20 protein-coding genes and 1 tRNA gene are annotated in these 20,577 nt (G+C 66.1%); 9 read left to right on the top strand and 12 right to left on the bottom strand.

Annotated features, from left to right (window positions below):
- Positions 1 to 5 precede the first annotated feature (5 nt).
- Together mnmA and CAL25_RS16625 are read left to right on the top strand one after the other, a co-directional pair.
- Positions 6 to 1,127 (top strand): tRNA 2-thiouridine(34) synthase MnmA, encoded by a 1,122-nt coding sequence (gene mnmA, locus CAL25_RS16630; RefSeq protein WP_094802003.1) that lies wholly within the window; start codon positions 6 to 8, stop codon positions 1,125 to 1,127.
- 128 nt (positions 1,128 to 1,255) lie between these two features.
- The gene (locus CAL25_RS16625) at positions 1,256 to 2,071 is read left to right on the top strand and encodes a sulfite exporter TauE/SafE family protein (RefSeq protein ID WP_094802001.1); all 816 of its coding nucleotides are present in this window, start codon (positions 1,256 to 1,258) and stop codon (positions 2,069 to 2,071) included.
- A gap of 150 nt (positions 2,072 to 2,221) precedes the next feature.
- Here the strand turns inward: CAL25_RS16625 and CAL25_RS16620 are convergent, their stop codons facing one another.
- Entirely contained in the window at positions 2,222 to 2,833 is a 612-nt protein-coding gene (locus tag CAL25_RS16620) for a glutathione S-transferase (protein ID WP_094801999.1), read from the bottom strand.
- Positions 2,834 to 2,980: 147 nt separating this feature from the next.
- Between CAL25_RS16620 and purB the strand changes: the two genes are divergently transcribed.
- Positions 2,981 to 4,357, top strand: a complete 1,377-nt coding sequence (gene purB / locus CAL25_RS16615) for an adenylosuccinate lyase (protein WP_094802224.1) — start codon at positions 2,981 to 2,983, stop codon at positions 4,355 to 4,357.
- 71 nt (positions 4,358 to 4,428) lie between these two features.
- On the top strand, positions 4,429 to 4,884 hold the full coding sequence (locus tag CAL25_RS16610) for a c-type cytochrome (RefSeq protein WP_094801997.1): 456 nt from the start codon (positions 4,429 to 4,431) through the stop codon (positions 4,882 to 4,884).
- Positions 4,885 to 4,987: 103 nt separating this feature from the next.
- Here the strand turns inward: CAL25_RS16610 and CAL25_RS16605 are convergent, their stop codons facing one another.
- Positions 4,988 to 5,662 (bottom strand): cytochrome b/b6 domain-containing protein, encoded by a 675-nt coding sequence (locus CAL25_RS16605; RefSeq protein ID WP_094801995.1) that lies wholly within the window; start codon positions 5,660 to 5,662, stop codon positions 4,988 to 4,990.
- Positions 5,663 to 5,716: 54 nt separating this feature from the next.
- Positions 5,717 to 5,998: a hypothetical protein gene (locus CAL25_RS16600; RefSeq protein WP_094801993.1), complete on the bottom strand. Its 282-nt coding sequence runs from the start codon at positions 5,996 to 5,998 to the stop codon at positions 5,717 to 5,719.
- Positions 5,999 to 7,067: 1,069 nt separating this feature from the next.
- On the opposite strand from CAL25_RS16600, the gene CAL25_RS16595 reads away from it, so the two are divergent.
- Both CAL25_RS16595 and CAL25_RS16590 read left to right on the top strand, forming a co-directional pair.
- Complete coding sequence (locus CAL25_RS16595; RefSeq protein WP_170948515.1) at positions 7,068 to 7,739, top strand: DUF3053 family protein; 672 nt, start codon at positions 7,068 to 7,070, stop codon at positions 7,737 to 7,739.
- 54 nt (positions 7,740 to 7,793) lie between these two features.
- Positions 7,794 to 8,918 carry an AI-2E family transporter gene (locus CAL25_RS16590; RefSeq protein WP_094801989.1) on the top strand — a complete coding sequence of 375 codons (1,125 nt, stop codon included), beginning with the start codon at positions 7,794 to 7,796 and terminating at the stop codon, positions 8,916 to 8,918.
- Positions 8,919 to 9,006: 88 nt separating this feature from the next.
- On the opposite strand, the gene CAL25_RS16585 is transcribed toward CAL25_RS16590, so the two are convergent.
- On the bottom strand, positions 9,007 to 9,342 hold the full coding sequence (locus CAL25_RS16585) for a YnfA family protein (protein WP_094801987.1): 336 nt from the start codon (positions 9,340 to 9,342) through the stop codon (positions 9,007 to 9,009).
- A gap of 110 nt (positions 9,343 to 9,452) precedes the next feature.
- Here CAL25_RS16585 and CAL25_RS16580 point away from each other — a divergent pair, with 110 nt between their 5' ends.
- Positions 9,453 to 9,830: a hypothetical protein gene (locus CAL25_RS16580; RefSeq protein WP_094801985.1), complete on the top strand. Its 378-nt coding sequence runs from the start codon at positions 9,453 to 9,455 to the stop codon at positions 9,828 to 9,830.
- A 1-nt stretch (position 9,831) separates the two neighbouring features.
- On the opposite strand, the gene CAL25_RS16575 is transcribed toward CAL25_RS16580, so the two are convergent.
- Together CAL25_RS16575 and CAL25_RS16570 are read right to left on the bottom strand one after the other, a co-directional pair.
- A complete protein-coding gene (locus CAL25_RS16575) occupies positions 9,832 to 11,271 on the bottom strand; it encodes a diguanylate cyclase (RefSeq protein ID WP_094801983.1) in 1,440 nt (479 codons plus the stop codon).
- A gap of 106 nt (positions 11,272 to 11,377) precedes the next feature.
- Complete coding sequence (locus CAL25_RS16570) at positions 11,378 to 12,556, bottom strand: GGDEF domain-containing protein (protein ID WP_141217942.1); 1,179 nt, start codon at positions 12,554 to 12,556, stop codon at positions 11,378 to 11,380.
- Between the two features lie 828 nt (positions 12,557 to 13,384).
- On the opposite strand from CAL25_RS16570, the gene CAL25_RS16565 reads away from it, so the two are divergent.
- Complete coding sequence (locus tag CAL25_RS16565) at positions 13,385 to 13,990, top strand: HD-GYP domain-containing protein (RefSeq protein ID WP_094801979.1); 606 nt, start codon at positions 13,385 to 13,387, stop codon at positions 13,988 to 13,990.
- Between the two features lie 55 nt (positions 13,991 to 14,045).
- On the opposite strand, the gene gvpU is transcribed toward CAL25_RS16565, so the two are convergent.
- The 3 genes from gvpU to CAL25_RS16550 form a co-directional block, all read right to left on the bottom strand.
- Positions 14,046 to 14,531 (bottom strand): gas vesicle accessory protein GvpU, encoded by a 486-nt coding sequence (gene gvpU / locus CAL25_RS24435; protein ID WP_249279118.1) that lies wholly within the window; start codon positions 14,529 to 14,531, stop codon positions 14,046 to 14,048.
- 74 nt (positions 14,532 to 14,605) lie between these two features.
- Positions 14,606 to 15,571 (bottom strand): 2-hydroxyacid dehydrogenase, encoded by a 966-nt coding sequence (locus CAL25_RS16555; protein ID WP_094802221.1) that lies wholly within the window; start codon positions 15,569 to 15,571, stop codon positions 14,606 to 14,608.
- A gap of 91 nt (positions 15,572 to 15,662) precedes the next feature.
- Complete coding sequence (locus tag CAL25_RS16550) at positions 15,663 to 16,655, bottom strand: Bug family tripartite tricarboxylate transporter substrate binding protein (RefSeq protein WP_094802219.1); 993 nt, start codon at positions 16,653 to 16,655, stop codon at positions 15,663 to 15,665.
- 156 nt (positions 16,656 to 16,811) lie between these two features.
- On the opposite strand from CAL25_RS16550, the gene CAL25_RS16545 reads away from it, so the two are divergent.
- On the top strand, positions 16,812 to 17,717 hold the full coding sequence (locus CAL25_RS16545; RefSeq protein ID WP_094801977.1) for a LysR family transcriptional regulator: 906 nt from the start codon (positions 16,812 to 16,814) through the stop codon (positions 17,715 to 17,717).
- Positions 17,718 to 17,788: 71 nt separating this feature from the next.
- Here the strand turns inward: CAL25_RS16545 and CAL25_RS16540 are convergent.
- The 3 genes from CAL25_RS16540 to egtD all read right to left on the bottom strand — a co-directional run bounded on the left by CAL25_RS16540 (position 17,789) and on the right by egtD (position 20,324).
- Positions 17,789 to 17,865: transfer RNA gene (locus CAL25_RS16540), tRNA-Met, on the bottom strand.
- A 123-nt stretch (positions 17,866 to 17,988) separates the two neighbouring features.
- Positions 17,989 to 19,350: an ergothioneine biosynthesis protein EgtB gene (gene egtB, locus CAL25_RS16535; protein WP_432759247.1), complete on the bottom strand. Its 1,362-nt coding sequence runs from the start codon at positions 19,348 to 19,350 to the stop codon at positions 17,989 to 17,991.
- Positions 19,351 to 19,352: 2 nt separating this feature from the next.
- Positions 19,353 to 20,324: an L-histidine N(alpha)-methyltransferase gene (gene egtD / locus CAL25_RS16530; RefSeq protein WP_094801975.1), complete on the bottom strand. Its 972-nt coding sequence runs from the start codon at positions 20,322 to 20,324 to the stop codon at positions 19,353 to 19,355.
- Positions 20,325 to 20,577: the final 253 nt, after the last annotated feature.

The following is a 20,577-nucleotide window of genomic DNA, read 5'->3' as shown; positions in this document are numbered from 1 at the left end:
TCATCATGCTTCATACCTCCACCAAGAAAGGCCGCGTCGTGGTCGGGATGTCGGGCGGGGTCGATTCGTCGGTCACGGCCTGGCTTCTCAAACAACAAGGCTATGAGGTCGTCGGCCTTTTCATGAAAAACTGGGAAGACGACGACGATTCCGAATACTGTTCCACCCGCCAGGATCTGCTCGATGCCGCGAGCGTCGCGGATCTCGTGGGCGTGGACTTCGAGTTCGTCAATTTCGCCTCCGAGTACAAAGACCGCGTGTTCGCCGACTTCCTGCGCGAATACTCGGCGGGCCGCACGCCCAACCCGGATGTGCTGTGCAATGCCGAGATCAAGTTCAAGGCATTCCTGGATCACGCCATGGCGCTGGGCGCCGAGCACATCGCCACCGGCCACTACGCGCGCGTGCGCGCGGTCGAGGCGGCCGGCGGGCAGGGCACCGAATACCAGTTGCTCAAGGCGCTCGACGCCTCGAAAGATCAAAGCTATTTTCTGCATCGCCTCAACCAGGCGCAGCTGTCGCGCACGCTGTTTCCGCTCGGCGAGCTGCACAAGACCGAGGTGCGGCGCATCGCGCACGAGATCGGCCTGCACAATGCCGCCAAGAAAGACTCGACGGGCATCTGCTTCATCGGCGAGCGGCCCTTCCGCGAGTTTCTGAATCGCTATCTGCCGACGGCGCCGGGTCCGATTCTGACGCCCGAGGGCAAGCGCGTGGGCACGCATCACGGCCTGTCGTTCTACACGCTCGGCCAGCGCAAGGGCCTGGGCATCGGCGGCGTGAAGGGCAGCCAGCGCGACGACGGCACGGCAGACGCCTGGTACTCGGCGCGCAAAGACCTCGAGAACAACACGCTCTATGTGGTGCAGGGGCACGATCATCCGTGGCTGCTGTCCAGCCGCCTGAACGCGCAGGATGCGAGCTGGGTGGCGGGACACGCACCCGAGGCGCGAGGGTTCGGCGCCAAGACCCGCTATCGCCAGACCGACGCCGCGTGCCGGCTGGCGCAGGCCGACGGCGAGGGATTCACGCTCGAGTTCGCGCAATCGCAGTGGGCCGTCACGCCCGGGCAATCCGCGGTGCTTTACGATGGCGAAGTTTGTTTGGGCGGTGGCATCATCGCCTGACGCGTGGCCACCCGACGGTGGCTGCGATGTTGCAATGCCGGTCTTCGAGGGGAAGACCGACAGGTTCCAAGGGGCCGGCCAGCGATGGCGGGCCCCGATTTTCATAAATCGATAGAGAGGGGAAGGTCGTGGATGTGACGTTGGTGATTTGCCTGTTGGCGCTGGGCGCGCTGGTGGGATTTGCTGCAGGTTTGCTGGGCATCGGCGGTGGGATGTTGCTGGTGCCGTTCCTGACCATGCTGTTTACCTGGCAGGGCATGGCGCCCGATCTGGTCGTGCACGTGGCGATCGCCACCTCCATGACGTCGATTCTGTTCACGTCCGTCTCGAGCGTGCGCGCGCACCAGCAGAAGGGCACGATCAACTGGAAGATCGTCGGGGCGATGGCGCCCGGCATCATCATCGGCGGCCTGATTTCCGGCGGCGCGGTCTTCGCCGCCCTCAATACGGGCTGGCTCTCGCTGGTGTTCGCGATCTTCGTCGGCTACTCGGGCTGGAGCATGCTGCGCAACAAGAAGCCCAAGCCCACCCGGCAGATGCCGGGCGTGGTCGGCACGACGGCGGCCGGCGCGGGTATCGGCTTCCTGTCGGGGCTGGTCGGGGCGGGCGGCGGTTTTCTGTCCGTGCCGTTCATGGTGTGGTGCAACGTGGCGCTGCATACCGCGGTGTCCACGTCGGCGGCCCTGGGCTTTCCCATTGCGCTGGCCAACAGCGTGGGCTACATCATCTCGGGCCTGAACGAAGAAATCTCGCGCCCCGGCATGCTGGGCTTCATCTACTGGCCCGCGCTGCTGGCGCTGATCTGCACCAGCGTGCTGACCGCACCCTTCGGCGCGCGCATGGCGCATCGCCTGCCGGTGGTCACGCTCAAGCGCGTGTTCGCCTTCCTGCTGTTCGCACTGGCGGCCTACATGCTGTTCAAGGCCTGGCAGGCATTTGCCTGACGAGGCGGCGGCGCGCCCACGGGCGCGCCGTGGGTGAGGGTGGGGCCCTGCCCGGCCTGCCCGAGGCCCCATGCAAAACGCCCCGGACGCCGCAATGCGGTATCCGGGGCGTTTTGCATGACGGGGCGCGAGCGCCCTGCGTCGTTCAGGTCAGGCGGTGGGCGGCAGCGTGTCGATGAACGACTGGCGCGCGCTCAGCTTTTCGTGCAGACGCAGCAGGTTGGGCTGCGATGCGCGCCAATCGAGCTCGGCGAAGCGCAGGTCGAGATAGCCGAGGGCGCAGCCCACGGCGATGTCGGCCAGGGTGTAGTTCACCCCCATGCAATGCACGTTGTCGCCGAGGCTGTTGTTCATGGCGTCGAGGCTGGCGTGGATCTTGGCGTACTGACGCTCGATCCAGCTGGCGCTGCGCTCGGCGGCCGGACGCTTGTTTTCCTGCACGATCGTCACGCAGGCGTCGAGCAGGCCGTCGGCGATGGCTTCCCAGCACTTGACCGCCGCGCGGTCGCGGCCGGACTGCGGAATCAGCCGCGCCACGGGAGACAGGGTATCGAGATACTCGACGATGACGCGCGAGTCGAACAGCGCGCCGCCATCTTCCATCACCAGGCAGGGAACCTTGCCCAGCGGGTTGTATTGCTGGATCTGCGTATCCGCGGACCAGACATTTTCGAGCTCGAGCTTGTAATCCAGCTTTTTTTCCGCCATGACGACGCGCACTTTGCGCACGTAAGGACTGGTAAGCGAGCCGATGAGTTTCATTTTTGTAAGGCGTAGTCGAAGCGGGCGCAGTATAGCGCAGGACCGACCCCCATTTGTCGCAGGGGCCAATCCGGGCGACGCCAGATTGTTACAGAAGGGCGGGTGATAAAATCGTGGCCCGCCTCCCAACCGCTATTTTTGATGATCATGCAGATTGCCGCCCAGCTTACCCAACTCAATGCCCTTTCGCCACTCGACGGGCGCTACGCGTCGCGCGGCGATGCGCTGCGGGGGCTGCTGTCCGAAGCCGGCTTCATGGCCCATCGTGTCGAGGTCGAAGTGGCGTGGCTGATCGCGCTCTCCGATGCCGGCCTGCCCGAGCTGCCGTCCTTCACGCCGGCCGCCCGCGAGCGCCTGGCCCAGCTCGTGCGCGACTTCTCCGAGTCGGATGCCGAGCGCATCAAGGACATCGAGCGCGTCACCAACCACGACGTCAAGGCGGTTGAATACTGGCTCAAGGAGCGCGTGGCCGACGACGCCGAGCTGGCGCGCGCGGCCGAGTTCATCCACTTCGCCTGCACCTCCGAAGACATCAACAACACCTCGCATGCGCTGATGCTCACTCGCGCGCGTGATCAGGTGGTGGTGCCGCGCCTGCGCGACATGGTCGCCAAGCTCAACGAGATCGCCACCGCTCAGGCCGACCAGCCCATGCTCTCGCGCACCCACGGCCAGCCCGCCAGCCCCACCACGCTGGGCAAGGAATTCGCCAACGTGGCCGCCCGTCTGGCGCGTGCCGTGAGCGCGATCGAGGCCGTCGAGCCGCTCGCCAAGCTCAATGGCGCCACCGGCAACTACAACGCTCACCTGTCGGCCTATCCCGAGATCGACTGGCCCGAGTTCAGCCGCAAGGTCCTGGCCGGCCTGGGTCTCACGCAAAACCGCCACACGATCCAGATCGAACCGCACGACTGGATGGCCGCGCTGTTCGACGCCATCGCGCGCGCCAACGTGATCGTGCTTGACCTGGATCGCGACATCTGGGGCTACATCGCGCTGGGCTACTTCAAGCAGCGCCTGAAAGAAGGCGAGGTCGGTTCCTCCACGATGCCGCACAAGGTCAACCCGATCGACTTCGAAAACTCCGAAGGCAATCTGGGGCTGGCCAACGCCGTGCTGCGTCACCTTTCCGAGAAGCTGCCGGTGTCGCGCTGGCAGCGTGACCTGACCGATTCCACGGTGCTGCGCAACCTGGGCGTGGGTCTGGGTTACTGCCTGGTCGCGTGGGATTCGTGCATGCGTGGCCTGGGCAAGCTCGAGGTCAACGCGGCCGCGATCGACGCCGACATCGATGCGTGCTGGGAAGTCCTGGCCGAACCGGTGCAAACTGTCATGCGCCGCTATGGCCTGCCCCAGCCCTACGAGCAGCTCAAGGCCCTGACCCGTGGCAAGGGCATCAACGAAGAAGGTCTGCGCGAGTTCATTACCGGTCTCGAGCTGCCCGAAGAGCCCAAGGCGCGCCTGCTCGCCATGACGCCGCGCAGCTATATCGGACTGGCCGCGAAGCTCGCCCGAACGGTATAGTGTGGCCACGCTGGCATGGCCTCTTGAGGGCCGTGCCAGCGGGTCCCATTGCCGTCTCAGGAGAGAGCCCCATGAAGAAGTTGTCCGCGATTGCCGCGCTCGTCTGTACGTCGCTTGCGCCGCTCATGATCGCGCCGGCGCATGCCCAGTTCGCCAAGGCCGAGGATGCGGTCAAGTACCGCGAAGCCTCGTTCAAACTCATCGCATCGCATTTCGGCCGCATGCAGCCCGTCGTGCGCGGCCAGGCGCCTTACGATGCCGCCCAGATCAAGGCCAACGTGGACGTCCTCAAGACGCTCGCCACGCTGCCCTGGGCCGCGTTTGGTCCGGGCACCGAAGGCGGCGACGCCAAGCCCGAGATCTGGAGCAACGCCGATGATTTCAAGGCCAAGCAACAGCGTCTGATCGACAACGTCAATAAGCTGTCGGTTGCCGCCGACGCGGGTGACCTCGACAAGGTGCGTGCCGCATTCGGTGATGTGGGCGCCAGCTGTAAGGCCTGTCACGACGCCTATCGCAAGAAGTGATCGGACGCCGCAGCGTCAGGAGCCCCACCGGATTTCTGGCACCGCAATGAAAAACGCCCGCTGGCAGCGATGCCGACGGGCGTTTGTCTTTGGAGGCTCGGGTTCAGTAGCTCGGCACGACCTCGAGGGTGCGCAGCCACAGGACGAAGGCGGTGATGGCAACGGCCAGCACCAGCGCCGCCAAGCGCGTGCCCCAGCCATCGCGCGCGGGCGTGGTGTCGAGCGGCAGCTCGTGGACCGGGGCGTTGCCGGTGATCATCGCGCGCACCAGCCGCTGGCGCCGCACCAGGGCATACCAGAGCACCGCCAGCAGGTGCAGGCCCAGCAGGCCGTAGATGATCCATTCGTTTTGCTTGTGCAGCGACGTCAGCGTGGCCGCCAGGTCTTCGCTCGCGTAGCTATACAACGGGCCCTGGATCATGATGTCGTCGGTGGTGAACAGACCGCTCGCGGCCTGAAAGCCCAGCACCAGCAACATGGCGATGACCGACAGTGCGCCCAGCGGATTGTGCCCGGCCTGACGCGCGCCGCGCAGGTAGTCGCGCAACGCGCTCGGGCCGCGCACGAAGGTGGTGAACCGTGCGTAGCGCGGGCCGACGAAGCCCCAGATCAGGCGGAACAGGATCAGGCCGAACGTGGCCAGCCCGAATCGGACGTGCCAGTCCATATAGAGGCCCCCCAGTTTCACCGTGACCAGGGCGCCGATCACACAGGTGGCGAGGGCCCAGTGAAAGAGTCGGGTGGGGAGATCCCAGATACGAACGGCGGAAGCGGACATGGCGGGTAAAGGGCGGCGATAGATCGCCGCACTTTAGCACGCAGCCATGGCCGTTTACGCGTGTTGCTGGTGACGTACGGACTCGATCCGATGCACGTGTTCGTGACGGAAGCGAATGCGGGCGGCGCGAGCGCCGGCGCCGTTGCCGGCGCACACCAGGTCGGTGGTGTAGGTGGTCGTGCCGTTGTACGGCGCGTTGTAGATCACCTTGGCGCGAATGGCGGGGCCATCGGCCACTTGCAGATGGACGACATCGCCCACGTTGATCTGCATGTTGTCGAGTGCGGAGCGATCTGCGCGGCGCACGAGATTTTTAATGTTGAAAAGCGAATTCATGAGTTTCCTCGTTCAAGTTCTAGTTGTGGAAACGGCAGTGCGGGATGCTTCGGAGGCGGCGGGCGCCGACCTCCTGGCTCCGGCGGGTGCCGGGGTGTCGCCGTTCTGACCACGGAGGGTCGGGACAGAGACGGACCCGCTGCACAGTGCAGCGGTCGACAGGCGCGTCCGATGCCGATGGCAAAAGGCGCGCCACAAGGCCGGGCGGGTCGCGTTCTGGAAACACGCGGAACTCGGCCTGCTCGTGCGTTGGGTGAGTCGCACGAGGTTTAAAAGCCACGTCGGCTAAGCCGCCCTGGCTGGGTTGGAAATCGAGCGCGACGTCTTCGAGCTGCCCTTGCGCACCGGGATGGTTATCGGAGTAGGGTGCGCGGTCGCTACGGCTTGAACGACATTCCCGTGACGCAAATGAGCGCGGGGTGTGCGGGTAGCGCGGCGGGTTCGGGTTCGGGTTCGGGGTCGGACGCGACGAGATTCGAAGCGGGTGCCGGTAAACGATGCTCTGGCAAGGCCTCTGTGGGGTTGGAGGCCATGCTTCTGACGGTGCTATCCGAAAGAGGGTCGATCGAGAGAAGGTCGATCGAGAGAAGTCGTTCGCTTGCGGCGGCGTGCTGCGGGTGCGGTACTGCAATGGCAGTGATGCAGGGCGCAGGGCCAGGAAGTTGGCGTAATCCGGTGCATGAGATGCATGCCGGCCGCGCCAAGAATACAGGCAAGACTGCGATCATATCTCTAAGCCTTTGTTCTGTCAAGGCTTTTGTTTGCGCTCGGCATCAGGGTGCCGAGCGCGACGCCGGCCGGCAGGCACGCGACAGGTGGCATCGCGCGCGCTCACCCGGCGTCCGGTGGTCTCGAACGGCGCTAGGCGCCGGCCGTGTCACAGAGCGATTCGATGGCAACAAAGTCTGGGCGAATGGGAGGCTGGCCCGGGCGCTGCGCTAAGCTCGATGCATCCCTTTTTTTGGCTGCCGAGGGGCGCCGCAGGTGTATGCCCGTGCTCGATTTTGTGGTTCGTCCGTTGTTCTCAATGCCACGCTGGCGCGCGCTTGCCCGTGGCCTTTGCGGCATCGTGGTCGCTGGCCTTCTGGTGGCCTGCGTCAATCGTGAGCCGCAAGAGCGCGCCGCCTTCATTGCCTTTCTGCGCGATCACGTCGTGGTCATGCAGGGCGTGATCGCGCCGCCGCTCACGCCGGAGCTGCGCGAGGCTATCGGTGGCTACGACAAGCACTATGAGGTGCTCACGGTCTTCCAGGCCAGCGTTCGGGGTGCCCTGCGCACCTCGGACGAGGCCACCCAGACGCTGAGCGTGCACACCGTCGAAGAACTGCTCGAGCGCCGCGCGCAATGGCTCAACCTGCGGGCCGAGGTGCACCGGCAGGCAACGGATCTGCCCCGTGCGCTGGCTCAGGCCAGGCAGGCACGTGCCGATCTGATGCAGGCCGCCGAGCTCAAGACCGTGTACGACCAGGCTTTCGAGGCCGCGGTGGAACGGCCGGCGCGGGAGCTCGAGCCGCTCTGGCCGCTGCTGGAGTCGACGCTCGCGAGCGCGCTGGACGCCGCCGATTTCGTCGCGCTGCGACAGGGCGAGATCGCCACGAAGGGGCCGCTCACGCAGGTGCGCGACCCGTCGGTGCGCGACGCGCTCAACGCGCGGCTGGCCGCCTTCAACCAGCATGCCGATGAACTCGGCCAGGCGCGGCAACGCTATTGCGCGCTGAACCCGCAATCGTGTGCGCGCTGACAAGGCGCTTGGATACAATTACGCGACCGCGGCTTGCCGCACTCGAGATTACCCATGAATCAGCCCACGTTGCTCCATAACCGCACCTTCATCGCGCTTCTGATCCTGGTGACGATCGCGTTCGGCTGGATTCTCTGGCCGTTCTACGGGGCGGTGTTCTGGGGCACCATCCTGGCCATCATCTTCGCGCCCGTGCATCGCCGCGTGCTCGCCAAAATGCCCACGCGCAACAACCTGGCGGCGCTGATCACCCTGCTGATGGTGCTGCTGCTCGTGATCCTGCCGCTCATTGCCATCACGGGCTCGCTCGTGCAGGAGGGCGCCAGTCTCTATCAGCGCATGAAGTCGGGCAACCTGAACTTCGGCAGCTATTTCCAGCAGGCCATGGACGCGATGCCGGCCTCGGTGCACGACATGCTGGCGCGCTTCGATCTGGCCGACCTCGGCAGCATCCAGGAAAAGCTGTCTTCGGGTGCCATGGCGGCGAGCCAGTTCTTCGCGACCCAGCTCGTCAACATCGGTCAGGACACCTTCCAGTTCCTGGTCGGGTTCGGCGTGATGATGTACCTGCTGTTTTTCCTGCTGCGCGATGGCCGGCATCTGTCGGCCCGCCTGCGCGCGGCCGTGCCCCTCGAGACGCACCAGAAGCAGCATCTGTTCCGCAAGTTCACGACGGTCATCCGCGCCACGGTCAAGGGCAACATCGCCGTGGCCGCGTGCCAGGGCGCGCTGGGTGGCGTGATCTTCTGGGTGCTCGGCATCCAGGGCGCCTTGCTGTGGGCCGTCGTGATGGCGTTCCTGTCGCTGCTGCCCGCGATCGGCGCGGGCCTCATCTGGGCTCCCGTCGCCATCTACTTCCTGCTCACGGGCGCGATCTGGCAGGGCGTGGTGCTGATCGCGTTCGGGGTGCTGGTCATCGGCATGGTCGATAACGTCCTGCGCCCGGTGCTGGTGGGCAAGGACACCAAGCTGCCCGACTATGTCGTGCTGATTTCCACGCTCGGCGGGATGGCGCTGTTCGGTCTGAACGGCTTCGTGATCGGACCGCTGGTGGCCGCGTTGTTCGTCGCGTGCTGGGACCTGTTCGCGCCGCCCCATGCCGATGGGTCGGAGGCACGCGACGCCGAGGTGCCCACGGCACCGCCGCCCATACCCGCGCGGGCGCGCGATACCGAATAAAGACGTGTGATCGGGCCGGCTGTTTCAGCCGGCCCGTGTCGTTGCAGGGTGCCAGTCGTGCGCGGCCTCGCCGCCGCGCGAGGCCGACTCAGGCGCGTGCCGGCTGCAGGCCGATCACGGCCATTCCGGCGAGCGCCAGCACCGCGCCTGCGGCGTCCCAGCGGGTGAGCTCGACGCCGTCGACCACGCGCAGCCAGACGAGTGCGATCACGATGTACATGCCGCCATAGGCGGCGTAAGTGCGCCCGGCCGCGGCGGGGTGCAGCGTGAGCAGCCAGGCGAAAAGCGCGAGCGCGACGGCCGCCGGCACGAGCAGCCAATAGGATCGCCCCTGGTTCAGGACCAGCCACGGCAGGTAGCAGCCCACGATCTCGAAGAGCGCCGTGACGGCGAACAGGGCAACCAGCTTGATCAGGTCGTACATGAAGGCAACTTCCGGAGCGAATTCAGAGGCGAGTGAGACACTCGCAAAAATGTGAAAGTGGTCACGGGCTTGGTATATAGTGCCCGTTCAGATTGCCTGAGGAGTGAGTCATGACTGGCCCCAAGGTTTTTGCTGGATTGTTGCTGCTCGCGAGCGTGATCGCGCCCGTGCATGCAGCCCCGCCCGTGTATCTGAACCACAGCATTATCGTCAATATCCCGAAGGCCGACCTGCCCTCGTTCCGCGCCGCCGTCAGCCAGGCGCTCAACGATTCGGCCGACGGCCAGACCACGAACTGGACCAGCACGAAGCAGCGTGGCCGCGCGCCCGTCAGCGTGGCGCTCACGCCGTCCCAGACCACCCAGACCCAGAAAGCCGATCGTTGCCGCATGCTGCACGGCCGCTTCACGCAGAGCGGGGGCAAGGAGGATTGGTCTTTCTGGTTCTGCCGCCAGCCCGAAGGCAACTGGAAGGCCAGCAGCCACTGATCTAGCGCGCTTCGATGGGCGGCCCTTGCCAGGCGCCCTCGTCGCCGTGCAGGTTCGGGTCATGGCGGTCGTCCGCCAGCACGCAGCGGTTTCGCCCTTCGTCCTTCGCCCAGTACAGCGCCCGGTCGGCACGCTTGAGCAGCCGTTGATAGTCGGGATGGCCGTCATGGGCGGCCACGCCCACGCTGAGCGAAATGCGCACATGGGCGCCATCGGGCAACACCATCGCCTTGTCTTCGACCCGGCGCCGCAGCGATTCCGCCACGTTCAGCGCCTGGCTCGCGCCGGCGTCCACCAGCACCACCAGAAACTCCTCGCCGCCGAGCCGGAAGGTGTAGTCGCCGCCGCGGCTGTATGAGGAGATCAGCGAGGCGGTCTGCTGCAGCACGAGATCGCCCGCGTCGTGGCCGTGCTCGTCGTTGATCTTCTTGAAGTGATCCACATCGGCCACCAGCACCGACAGCGGCGCGCCCGTCTTGCGGGCGTAGGCGACCTCTTTGCTCATCACCACGTGCAGATATTTGCGATTGAGCAGATGGGTCAGCGTGTCGCGGCCCGATTCGAGATTGCTCGCCTGCTCGAACAGATCGTCCACCAGAAAGCCGATGGCCTTGGTCGTGTCGCGCACCGCATGCAGCAATTCGATGCGCTCGGCGGCCTCACCGCTGTCGTCGCGAATGCGGTCCAGCCGCTGGTCGATCGCCTCGATATGGCCGCGCACGTCGCGCGCTTCCGGTGATCCGTCGAACGCATGCGCCGCCTTGTGCGTGAACCACAGACCGAACTCCGACTTGCCCAGTCGCGGCAGTTCGCGCCATTGCTGGCCCACCGACAGGCCGAACATCAGCTGGTTCTCCCAGTCGAGCAGCGCGGCGCGCTGGCGTTCCTTTTCGGCGCCGACGTTCTGCGACAGCGCCAGCAGGCGATAGCCTTCCTCGGCGCGTGCATTGCGGTCGTGCGACACGGCGTAGGCATGGCACATCATCTCGATCGCGATCAGGGTGACGTCGTTGATGTACTTCGACGTCTGGATGAGGGTGTCCAGGTCGATATCGCGGTGAGCGGCGAGCAACTCGTGCATGCGCCGGATCAGGGCGCGTGCGCCCCGCATGACCAGGTGCACCGGGATCTCGATGCGGGCATGGACCTCGCCGACGCGGCGCTGAAACGCCACGGCCTGCTCGAACTGGCCGCCCGGCGCGGCGGCGAATACGGCGCGCAGCCAGTCCTGCATCGACGCATGAAGCTTGTTGCGCACCAGTTGGTCCGACAGGAAAAAGGCGGCGTTCGGGTCGATCAGCATCCGGTTGTAGAAGTAATCGGCCAGTACGACGGTGTTGGCCTCGATCAGGGTCTGGGCCAGGGCAATTTCGGTGGCGCCGTAAGGCGCGCAGGTTTCTTTCCAGCGTTGGGCAAGAAGTTCGGTGGAGAGCTTGGGCACGGCGGAGAATCGGAGCAACGTATGGCCCGGCGGCTTCGAGCCGCGCGGGCGGGATGGAGATGGCCGCGGGCGCGGGCTGCGCGCCGCGCGGGCGAAATGCGCGGTATCAGGTCATGCCGAATTCGGAGACGGCGTCGGGGCTCTGGCGAACCACGCGGTTGCGGCCGTCGCGTTTGGCCTGATAGAGAAGGGCGTCGGTACGACGCATCCAGCTGGACACGTTATCACCCGGCACCAGCATCGATATGCCCGTGCTGGCCGTGATGACGTGGTCGTGCGCGAACTCGGCCAGCCGCACCTCGCGCAGCTGGTCGGCGAGGCATTGGGCCAGTTCGTGGGCCGCGTCGACGTCGCGCTGCACGACGACCGCGAACTCTTCACCGCCGACGCGGCCGGCCAGTCCGTCCGCGCCGACGGTGTCACGGATGATGCCGCCGAACACTTTCAGTACATGATCGCCGGTGGCGTGGCCGTAGCGGTCGTTGATGGACTTGAAATGGTCGATGTCGATCAGGAGTAGGGCGTGCTCGGCGAGGCCGGCGTGACCGATCATCGCGGCCGCGCGCTCGTCGAGCGCACGCCGGTTCCAGAGGCCGGTGAGCCCGTCGATGTCCCGGTCGTCGCGCAGCCGCGCGATCATGTCCGCCAGGCTCGCGACCAGCAGCGCCAGCGCGAGGATCAGGCCCGTGAGCACCAGGGTCAGTTGCAGCAGCAACCAGAACGTCGCGCTGCCGACCACGTTGGGTACGAAGGGCAAGGGCAGCGCCATGGTGAGCAGCGTGCGCGGAAAGAAGCTCATGCCGAACAGCGCGAACACCCAGAAAATGCAGCGGTCGATGCGGGTGGTTCGCGTCGCGCGGCGGATGCGCCACGCGGCCGCGCAGAGCACGGTGCCGATGCCAAAATTCAGAGTGTACGTGCGGCCGTTGAGGTCGGGTCTGCCGAAGTGGTAGTAGGCCACCGCCCCGAACAGCAGCACACAGGCGGCGGTCAGCGCGAGTTCGGCGCGCACGCCGTAGCGCCGCAGAATGCCCGCGGCCATGCAGCCGATGCTGGCCAGATAGATGCCCGCGGAGAGCGCGGAGTTCATCTCCGGGTCTACCGGCCAGGCCAGGATCTGCATCACCGCGCCGGCGGCGTAAAACAGAAAGGCGAGCGCCAGCATCGGGAGATACGACCGGCGGTCGAAAAATCTCCAGATGCACAGGAAACAGCCCGACAGCACCAGGGCAATCGCGGGGCTGCCCAGTGTGAGGACTTGAGTGGCGCTGAGTGAGAGAGTCACGGCGGAGTCTGCGTCGGGCGCAATACGTGCCTGCAGCGTGCGGTGAGGCACGCCCGTTCAGGCTGCCGGCCAGCGCCAAGGCGCGTGCCGGCGAATTGCGGCGTGTGGCGCTCAGCGCGCCGAACGGCGGTCGACGTGACGGCCTGGCTGCGCCCGCGTCCCGCCTTGGCGGGTCCGGGCGGGCGACATCGTAGCGATCGATGGGAACAGCAAGTGGCGATTCATCATGACTCCCGGAAGTAGCGATGTGCAAACGTGGCTGATCTTGGTGTAAGCCAGGTACGGTGCCTCGGTCTTGCAGGTGCCGGGAATATATGGAAATCCCCTGGCGTGCATCCCCGGAATGCGCGGTCTGATACGCGCGCATGAATATTCGCTTCGCCCTCGAGGATTATCTTGCCGAACGGAATTTTGGAATTCCGGTGGGAGGTGCTTCCTGTGGCATTCGTTTTATTTTTTTGTTACAGCGACGACGGAATGGTTACGTCGGGGCTATGTAACAGGGGTGATGCTGAAGCGTATCGTAACGCAGTCTCTTGCTGGATAGGAAGCGAAAATCGCAAAAAAGCCCTTAAAAATCCGCTTATTTACGAGTCTGGGCCACCTGCCCGAATCGCCCCAATTCGGTAAGGAAATATTACGGCAAGGTCGGAAATATTGCGCATAGGTGAGCAAATGAGCGCATCAAAGTAAATTGCTTTGAATTGATTATTGCAGTCGCCGCATTTTTCTATTTTGTGTTTTTTATATTCGGCCGCGTGTTTTGGCAGGCTCGAGAAAATCCCGGGATAATCGCGGCTTGTTGTTCCGTCGTGCCCGAGTTCGCCCTTGTCCGATCCGCTTTCATCGTCCGCTTCCGCCGAGCATCCCGCCAGCGCCGCCCTGTCCGCCGTCGTGCGGGCCCGTGACATCGCCTGCCATGACCATTGCGATCGCGTGAATCGCCTCGTGCTGGGGCTGGCGCGGCGCAGCGGCGTGCGGGCACGCGACCTCGCGCCGCTGGCACTCGCCGCGCGTCTGCACGATCTGGGCAAGATCGGCGTGCCGGACGCCATCCTGCACAAGCCCGGCCGCCTCGACGACGCGGAATGGAAGGTGATGCAGCAGCACCCGGTGATCGGCGAGGAGATCGTCCGGCTGGCCGGCCTGCCGCGTGGCGAGGAGGTCGCGGCGCTGGTGCGCTGGCACCATGAGCACTTCGACGGCAGCGGCTATCCCGATGGCTTGCGGGGCCACGACATTCCGCTGGGCGCGCGGATTTTGACGGTCTGCGATATCTACGATGCGCTCGGCGAGCCGCGCGTCTATCGGCCCGCGCTCGCGCACGACGAGATCATGACGATCATGGCGCAGGAGGCGGGAGGCCACACGGACCCCGTCCTGTTCGAACGCCTGGAGCGCGTGGTCGTCGAAGACGGCGCGCTCCAGCGCTGAACGCAAAACGGCCCCGCGCGGCGGTGCCGCGCGGGGCCGTCGGGCGACACGACGATCAGCTATTGCCGGCGGGCGTGTTCGTCCATTGCAGGTTGCCGAGCACGAACCCGTCGACTTCCGCCAGGCGGCCGCGCCACAGCACGGGCTGATGCGAGATCGGCTCGCCATTGGTCGTGAAGAACTGGGCGTTGGTCAGGTGAATGTAGTTGGGCAGCGGCGATGCCGGCTGCTCCTGGCGGAACACATCGCCGAACCCGGCCAGCGCGGTGCGCACGGCTTCGCGCGATCCCGCCTGCTCACCCGTGAGCGCGTCGGAGAACGCCACCGCGAAGCGGTCGAAGTATTCGGCGCCCGAGACGATATGGCCTGCGACGAGCATGCCGTCGATCTGCAGCGTGACGCCCACGCTCTGCAGCGCGGTGCCGCTGTTGACGAGGTTGACCAGAAACTGCAGAAAGGCGTCGGCCTGCGGGCCGGATTGCGCGGCCGTCTGCGGCGCCGCGGCGCCCGGGGCGAGGTCGCCGGTATCGATGTCGCTCATGAAAATCCTGAGATCCGTGGTGGAGGTGAGCGCACGATACCGCAAACCCGCCTCGCCAGCCTACTGTCGCGTGCTCAGACGACGCGCGTGTGCACGCGGCCCTCGGAGAACCAGTCATCCAGATTGGCCAGCATCAGGTCGGCCATGGCGCGGCGGGTTTCGTGCGTGCCGCTTGCGATGTGCGGCAGCAGTACCACGTTGTCCATGGCATTGAGTTCGGGCGGCGTCTGCGGCTCGTGTTCGAACACATCCAGCCCCGCGCCGGCGATCCGACCTTCGACCAGCGCCCGCACCAGCGCGGTTTCATCGACCACGGTGCCGCGGGCGATGTTGATGAGCCAGCCCTTCGGGCCGAGCGCGTCCAGTACGGCCGCGTCGACCAGATGCCGGGTGTCCGCGCCGCCGGGCACCGCCAGCACCAGCACATCGCATTGCGCCGCCAGCGTGCGCAGGTCGGGGCAATAGCGGTAATGCGCGGGCGCGTCGGCGCGCGGGCTGCGATTGAAATACGAGATCTCCATGTCGAAGGCCTCGGCGCGGCGCGCGATCTGGCGGCCGATGTTGCCCAGCCCGGCGATGCCGCAGCGCTTGCCGGTCAAACGCGTTCCGAGCTCGAAGCCTTCCTTGGTCCATCGGCCGGCGCGCACGAAGCGGTCGGCCTGTGCGATGCGGCGCGTGGCCGCGAGCATCAACGCGAGCGCGGTATCGGCCACGCAGGCATCCAGTACGCCCGGCGTGTTGGTCACCACGACACCGCGTGCGCGCGCGGCCTCGATGTCGATGCTGTCGTAGCCCACGCCGAAGCTGAAGATGCCCTCGAGCGCGGGCAGGGCGTCGATGAGCTCGCGGGTGGCGCCGAAGCGGCCGCTGGTGGCGATGCCACGGATGCGTGCGCCGTGTTCGCGCAGGAACGCCGCCGGGTCCTGCGCCTCCCAGAGCCGGTGCACGCGATAGCGGCTTTCGAGCGTGGCGATCAGATCGGGCAACAGGGGGCCGACCATCAGAATCTCGGTCGAGGTTTGGCGCGGGGTATCGGTCATGGCGTGCAGCTTGGTGGATTGAAAGAAGAGGCGAAGCGTAAAGTCGGGCAGCGCCGAGCGAGACAAGCCACTCGGCGCCGCGGTCGTGCGCTCAATTGGTCTGGATATTCCGGCTCTTGATGATCTCGCCGTAGCGGGCGCGTTCGCGGGCGGCGAGGTCGGCCAGTTCCTTCGGCGTCGACCCATGCGCCACCGCGCCCTGGGCCTCGAGCTTGGCCTTCATGGCGGGATCGGCCGCGATGTCGCGGATGGCCTGCGACAGCTTGTCGATCACCGGCTGCGGCGTGCCGGCCGGCGCCAGGACGGCGGTCCACGAGCCCGACTGCGCATTGCGCACGCCGGCCTCGTCGATCGTGGGCACATCGGGCATGGCGGGGGATCGCGCCGCGCCGGTGACGGCCAGCGCCCGCAGCTTGCCCGCGCTCACGTACGGCATGGTCTCGAGCACGGACGCGAACAACATGTCGACGCGGCCGGCCATGAGATCCGTCATGGCGGGACCGCCGCCTTTGTAGGGCACGTGCATGAGCTCGGTGCCGGTCGCCTGCTGGAAGATCTCGCCGGACAGGTGCGGTGCGCCGCCCGTGCCGGAACTGGCGAACGTGTGTTTGCCAGGCGCATTGCGCGCCAGGCCGACCAGCTCCTGCACATTCTTGGCAGGCAGGGTCGCGGGCACGACCAGCACGAAGGGCAGATCGGAGAACAAGGACACCGGCGCGAAGGCCTTCGTCGGCTCGGCGTTGAGCTTGTAGATCCAGGGGTTGATCGCCAGCATGCCTGAGTTCGCGAACAGCAGGCTATAGCCATCGGGCTGCGCGCGCGCCACCAGGTCGGCGGCGATCTGGCCGCCCGCGCCCGGGCGGTTGTCGACAACCACCGACGCGCCGAGCTTCTGCTGCAGCGCCGCCGCGAGCAGGCGCGCCGAGATGTCGGTCCCGCCGCCAGGCGAGAACGGCACAATCAGATTGATGGGGCGGTCCGGATACTCGGCCTGCGCGGCCACGGGCAGCGCGGCGCAGACGCTCGCTACCAGGGCCGCCGCGACGAGGCGGATGCGCGAACGCGCGGGTTGGGTTGTCTCCATGATCTTCTCTTTGTGTTTGGGCGGCGGTGGGCCGCGGGGCGCCTGCATCGAGGCCTTCCGGGGCACCCGTCTGCATGCCGGGCCAGTATAGGGAGGCGATGTCATGGATAGCCATTTGAGCTATAAATAGCATTGATCAATACCAGGATTGAATCGATGGAATTCCGCCAGCTCGAATGTTTCGTCGCCGTGGCCGAGTCGCTGCACTTCGGCCGCGCGGCCGAACGCCTCTGCATGACGCAGCCGCCGCTGTCGCGCCAGATTCAACTGCTGGAGCAGGCCTTGGGCGTCACGCTCTTCGAGCGCAACAGCCGGCAGGTCGAACTCACCGCGGCGGGACGCCATTTCCTGCGCGATGCGCGCCACCTGCTGGAGTACTCCGCCCGTGCGGCCGCCACGGCGCGTCGCGCGAGCGGCGGCGAGGCGGGGCATATCACGTTGGGATTCACGGCGGTGGCGTCGTACCGGTTGATGCCGGCCATGATCATGCAGGCGCGCAAGGTGCTCGCCGACGTCGAGATCCAGCTGCGCGAGACCGTCTCCACCGACCTCAATCGGCTGCTGCTCGCGCGCGAGGTGGATGCCATCCTGGCACGCAGCGTGCCGCAACAGCCGGGGGTCGAAGCGCGGCTCATCGTGCGCGAGCCGCTGGTGCTGGCACTGCCCGACGGCAATGCGCTGCTCGAACATGAGTCGATCACGCTCAAGCAACTGCACGGGCAGCCGTTCGTGCTGTACTCGCCGCGCGAGGGCAAGTTCTTCTACGACCGCATCGTGGGAGCGTTCGGGCTGGCGGGCGTGCAGCCGCGATTCGTGCAGAGTGCCGGCCAGACCCACACGCTGCTCGCGCTGGTGCGCGCCGGCCTGGGCGTCGGCATCGTGCCGGATTCCGCCCGCGAACTACGGCTCGACGGCGTGCACTACCGGCCGCTATCGGTGCGCAACTTCAACGCCGACATGTATCTGGCATGGCACGCCCAGCACGAGAACCCGGCGCTTGCGGCCTTTCTGGAGCGGGTGGCCCGCATCGACGATGCGCCGCAGGCGTTGCGGGCGCGGTGAGCTTGGAGGAGGGCGCGCGAACTGCGAAGCCAATGCAAAACGGCCCGCATCTCTGCGGGCCGCTTAAATTCTGGTGGCGCATCCCTGATTCGAACAGGGGACCTGCGGATTATGATTCCGTCGCTCTAACCGGCTGAGCTAATGCGCCATCTCGCTGTTTGATCGCCGCAAGTGATTGCGTGATCAGCGAAGAACGAAATTCTAGCACAAAGTTTTTTGTGCGTGCAACAAGGATGACATCTCTGCGAGCTGATCGTGGGCACAGGGCTGGTCAGGCGTCGCGCGCCAGCCGGATCCCGGAGAACTGCCAGCGCGCATCGGCAGGGAAGAAGTTGCGGTAGCTCGCGCGGATGTGGCTTTCCGGCGTGGCGCAGGAGCCGCCGCGCAGGACGTACTGGTTGCACATGAACTTGCCGTTGTATTCGCCGACGGCGCCCGCCGGCGCGGTGAAGCCCGGGTAGGCGTCGTAGCTGCTGCTGGTCCATTCCCAGGCATCGCCGTAAAGCTGCACGGGCCCGCCCGCCGCATTGGGCCGGGGCGCGGGGCAGGGGCCCAGGCGACCGCTCTCGAGGAAGTTGGCGTGGGCGTCGGCGCCGGGCGCCGCGCCCTGGCGCGAGCGCGTGGCGTATTCCCACTCGGCTTCGCGGGGCAGCCGCACTCGCGCCCAACGCGCATATGCGTCGGCCTCGAAATAGCTGACATGCACCACCGGCGCCTGCAGGTCCAGGGGCTGCATGCCGTGCAGCGTGAAGGCCTGCCACTCGTCTTTCTGGCCCTGCCAGTACATGGGCGCACGCCAGCCCTGGGCGCTGACCTGATCCCAGCCCAGCGAGAGCCAGAGCTCCGGACGGCGGTAACCGCCGTCCAGCATGAACGCCAGATACTCGCCCTGCGTGACGAGCCGATTGGCCAGGTGGAAGGGCTGGAGCAGGACGTCGTGCGCCGGCGATTCGTTGTCGAACGCGAACCCATCGCCTTGATGGCCGATGCGTACGACGCCGCCGTCGTAGCGGGTCCAGCCGGCCGGCGTGCCGGGCGGCAGGGCGGGCAGCGGCGCGTCGGCGTAGGCGGGCGCGATCGGGTTGCACGACAGCAGGTGCTTGACGTCGGTGAGGATCAGTTCCTGATGCTGCTGTTCGTGATGCAAGCCCAGTTCGATCAGCGCACGCGCGGGCTCGCCGTCGGGGTCATCGCCCAGTTTGCGCAGCAGGGCCTGCACGGAGGCATCCACGCGTTCGCGGTACTCGAGCACCTCGGCAAGCGTGGGGCGGGTGAGCAGGCCGCGTTGCGGGCGGGGGTGACGCTCGCCGACGCCGTGATAGTACGAATTGAACAGCACGCGGTATTGCGGATTCACGGGCTGATGAGCCGGGTAGTAGCGCGCCAGCACGAAGGTCTCGAAGAACCAGGTGGTGTGCGCCAGATGCCACTTCACCGGGCTGCAGTCTGGCATGGACTGGGCCTGACAGTCTTCCGGCGACAGGGGCGCCGCGAGCGTGCGCGACTGCGTACGGACGGCGTGGAAGCGTTCGGCCAGCGTGGGCGGGCCTGCGCGCATCGCCGGCGGATGCGTGAGGGCACAGGAGCTGTCCAACACGGGAGCATCGGGAGAGAACGTGCGGCGCGCCATCATGATCAGGTCCTTGCGCTGAAGACGCTGAACCAGTCGCGTTGATCCGACCAATGACGGATGCCGCGAAAGCCGGCTCGCTCCAGCAAATCGGTGAAGCCTTCGACCGAATACTTGTAGGAATTCTCGGTGTGGATCGTCTCGCCGGCGGTAAAGACGCGCGTGGCGCCAGGCCAGGTCAGGACGAGGTCACGCCGAGCGACCACATGCATCTCGATGCGGCTTTCTTCGGTGTTGAAATGAGCGCGATGCTGCCAGTCGTTGACGTCGAAATCGCTGCCCAGCAGCTGATTCACGTGGCGCAACATATTGAGATTGAAGGCCGCGGTGAGGTGCAACGCGTCGTCGTAGGCGGGTTCGAGAATGTCGCGCGACTTGATGCGATCCACGCCGACCAGCAGCCCGCCGTTCGGGCTTTGGTTGCGGATGCGCACCAGCATGGCCAGCGCGGCGTCGGGGTCGAGGTTGCCGATGCTCGAGCCCGGATAGAAGAACAGGCGTCCGGCGGGCGGAACCGAGCTCGGCAGGCGCAGGCCCTGCGAGAAGTCGAGTCCGAGCGCGGTGATCGCGATGTCCGGCCAGGTGCGTCGCAAACGGGCAACCGCCTGGTCCAGATACTGCGCCGAAATATCCACCGGAATGTAACGCCGGGGGCGCAGCGTGGGGAACAGCTTCTCCGCCTTGACGCAGTCGCCCGCGCCGAGGTCAATCAGGGATTCCACCGTGCCGATGTGATCCGCCATGGCCTGCGCATGCGTGGCGTAGATCTCCGCCTCGCAGCGCGTCGGGTAATACTCGGGCAACTGGGTGATGGCCGTGAACAGGCTCGACCCCAGCGTGTCGTACAGAAACTTCGGTTCGATCAGCGCCTGCTCGCGCAGCAGGCCTTCGCTGATTGCGCTACGGACTTCGTGGGAGGGCCCCTGGCCGGCGTCGGCCTCGAGGTCGGCGTTCAGCTTCTTCTGCGGGTGAGCCATGTGGTATTCCCCTGGGAATGGTGTCGTAGCGCGCGACTGAAGGGCTATTGTGCGTGCGGACGGGCGCGGGGTGTCAAGGCGAGCCCTGCGCGCAGCAATGGACTTTTACGAATGGCAAAACCCCGTGGTCAGGGCGGATCCGTGGCGTCGCCGCTTTTGCCTCGTGCAACCGTGTGCGGGCCCGGCCACTGTGAAGAATTGGTTGCGGCAGAAATACTGCTTTACGGCTGGTTGCCAAACCTGAGGACAGCAA

It is taken from the genome of Bordetella genomosp. 5, from assembly GCF_002261315.1.
In the GTDB taxonomy this organism is placed as follows: domain Bacteria; phylum Pseudomonadota; class Gammaproteobacteria; order Burkholderiales; family Burkholderiaceae_B; genus Bordetella.
This window is presented reverse-complemented; position numbering and strand designations above follow the sequence as displayed.

Coding starts and splice junctions, on each gene's coding strand:
- mnmA (WP_094802003.1), top strand. CDS start 6: ATGCTTCATACCTCCACCAAGAAAGGCCGCGTCGTGGTCGGGATGTCG.
- CAL25_RS16620 (WP_094801999.1), bottom strand. CDS start 2,833: ATGAAACTCATCGGCTCGCTTACCAGTCCTTACGTGCGCAAAGTGCGC.
- purB (WP_094802224.1), top strand. CDS start 2,981: ATGCAGATTGCCGCCCAGCTTACCCAACTCAATGCCCTTTCGCCACTC.
- CAL25_RS16610 (WP_094801997.1), top strand. CDS start 4,429: ATGAAGAAGTTGTCCGCGATTGCCGCGCTCGTCTGTACGTCGCTTGCG.
- CAL25_RS16605 (WP_094801995.1), bottom strand. CDS start 5,662: ATGTCCGCTTCCGCCGTTCGTATCTGGGATCTCCCCACCCGACTCTTT.
- CAL25_RS16600 (WP_094801993.1), bottom strand. CDS start 5,998: ATGAATTCGCTTTTCAACATTAAAAATCTCGTGCGCCGCGCAGATCGC.
- CAL25_RS16590 (WP_094801989.1), top strand. CDS start 7,794: ATGAATCAGCCCACGTTGCTCCATAACCGCACCTTCATCGCGCTTCTG.
- CAL25_RS16585 (WP_094801987.1), bottom strand. CDS start 9,342: ATGTACGACCTGATCAAGCTGGTTGCCCTGTTCGCCGTCACGGCGCTC.
- CAL25_RS16580 (WP_094801985.1), top strand. CDS start 9,453: ATGACTGGCCCCAAGGTTTTTGCTGGATTGTTGCTGCTCGCGAGCGTG.
- gvpU (WP_249279118.1), bottom strand. CDS start 14,531: ATGAGCGACATCGATACCGGCGACCTCGCCCCGGGCGCCGCGGCGCCG.
- CAL25_RS16555 (WP_094802221.1), bottom strand. CDS start 15,571: ATGACCGATACCCCGCGCCAAACCTCGACCGAGATTCTGATGGTCGGC.
- CAL25_RS16550 (WP_094802219.1), bottom strand. CDS start 16,655: ATGGAGACAACCCAACCCGCGCGTTCGCGCATCCGCCTCGTCGCGGCG.
- CAL25_RS16545 (WP_094801977.1), top strand. CDS start 16,812: ATGGAATTCCGCCAGCTCGAATGTTTCGTCGCCGTGGCCGAGTCGCTG.
- egtB (WP_432759247.1), bottom strand. CDS start 19,350: ATGATGGCGCGCCGCACGTTCTCTCCCGATGCTCCCGTGTTGGACAGC.
- egtD (WP_094801975.1), bottom strand. CDS start 20,324: ATGGCTCACCCGCAGAAGAAGCTGAACGCCGACCTCGAGGCCGACGCC.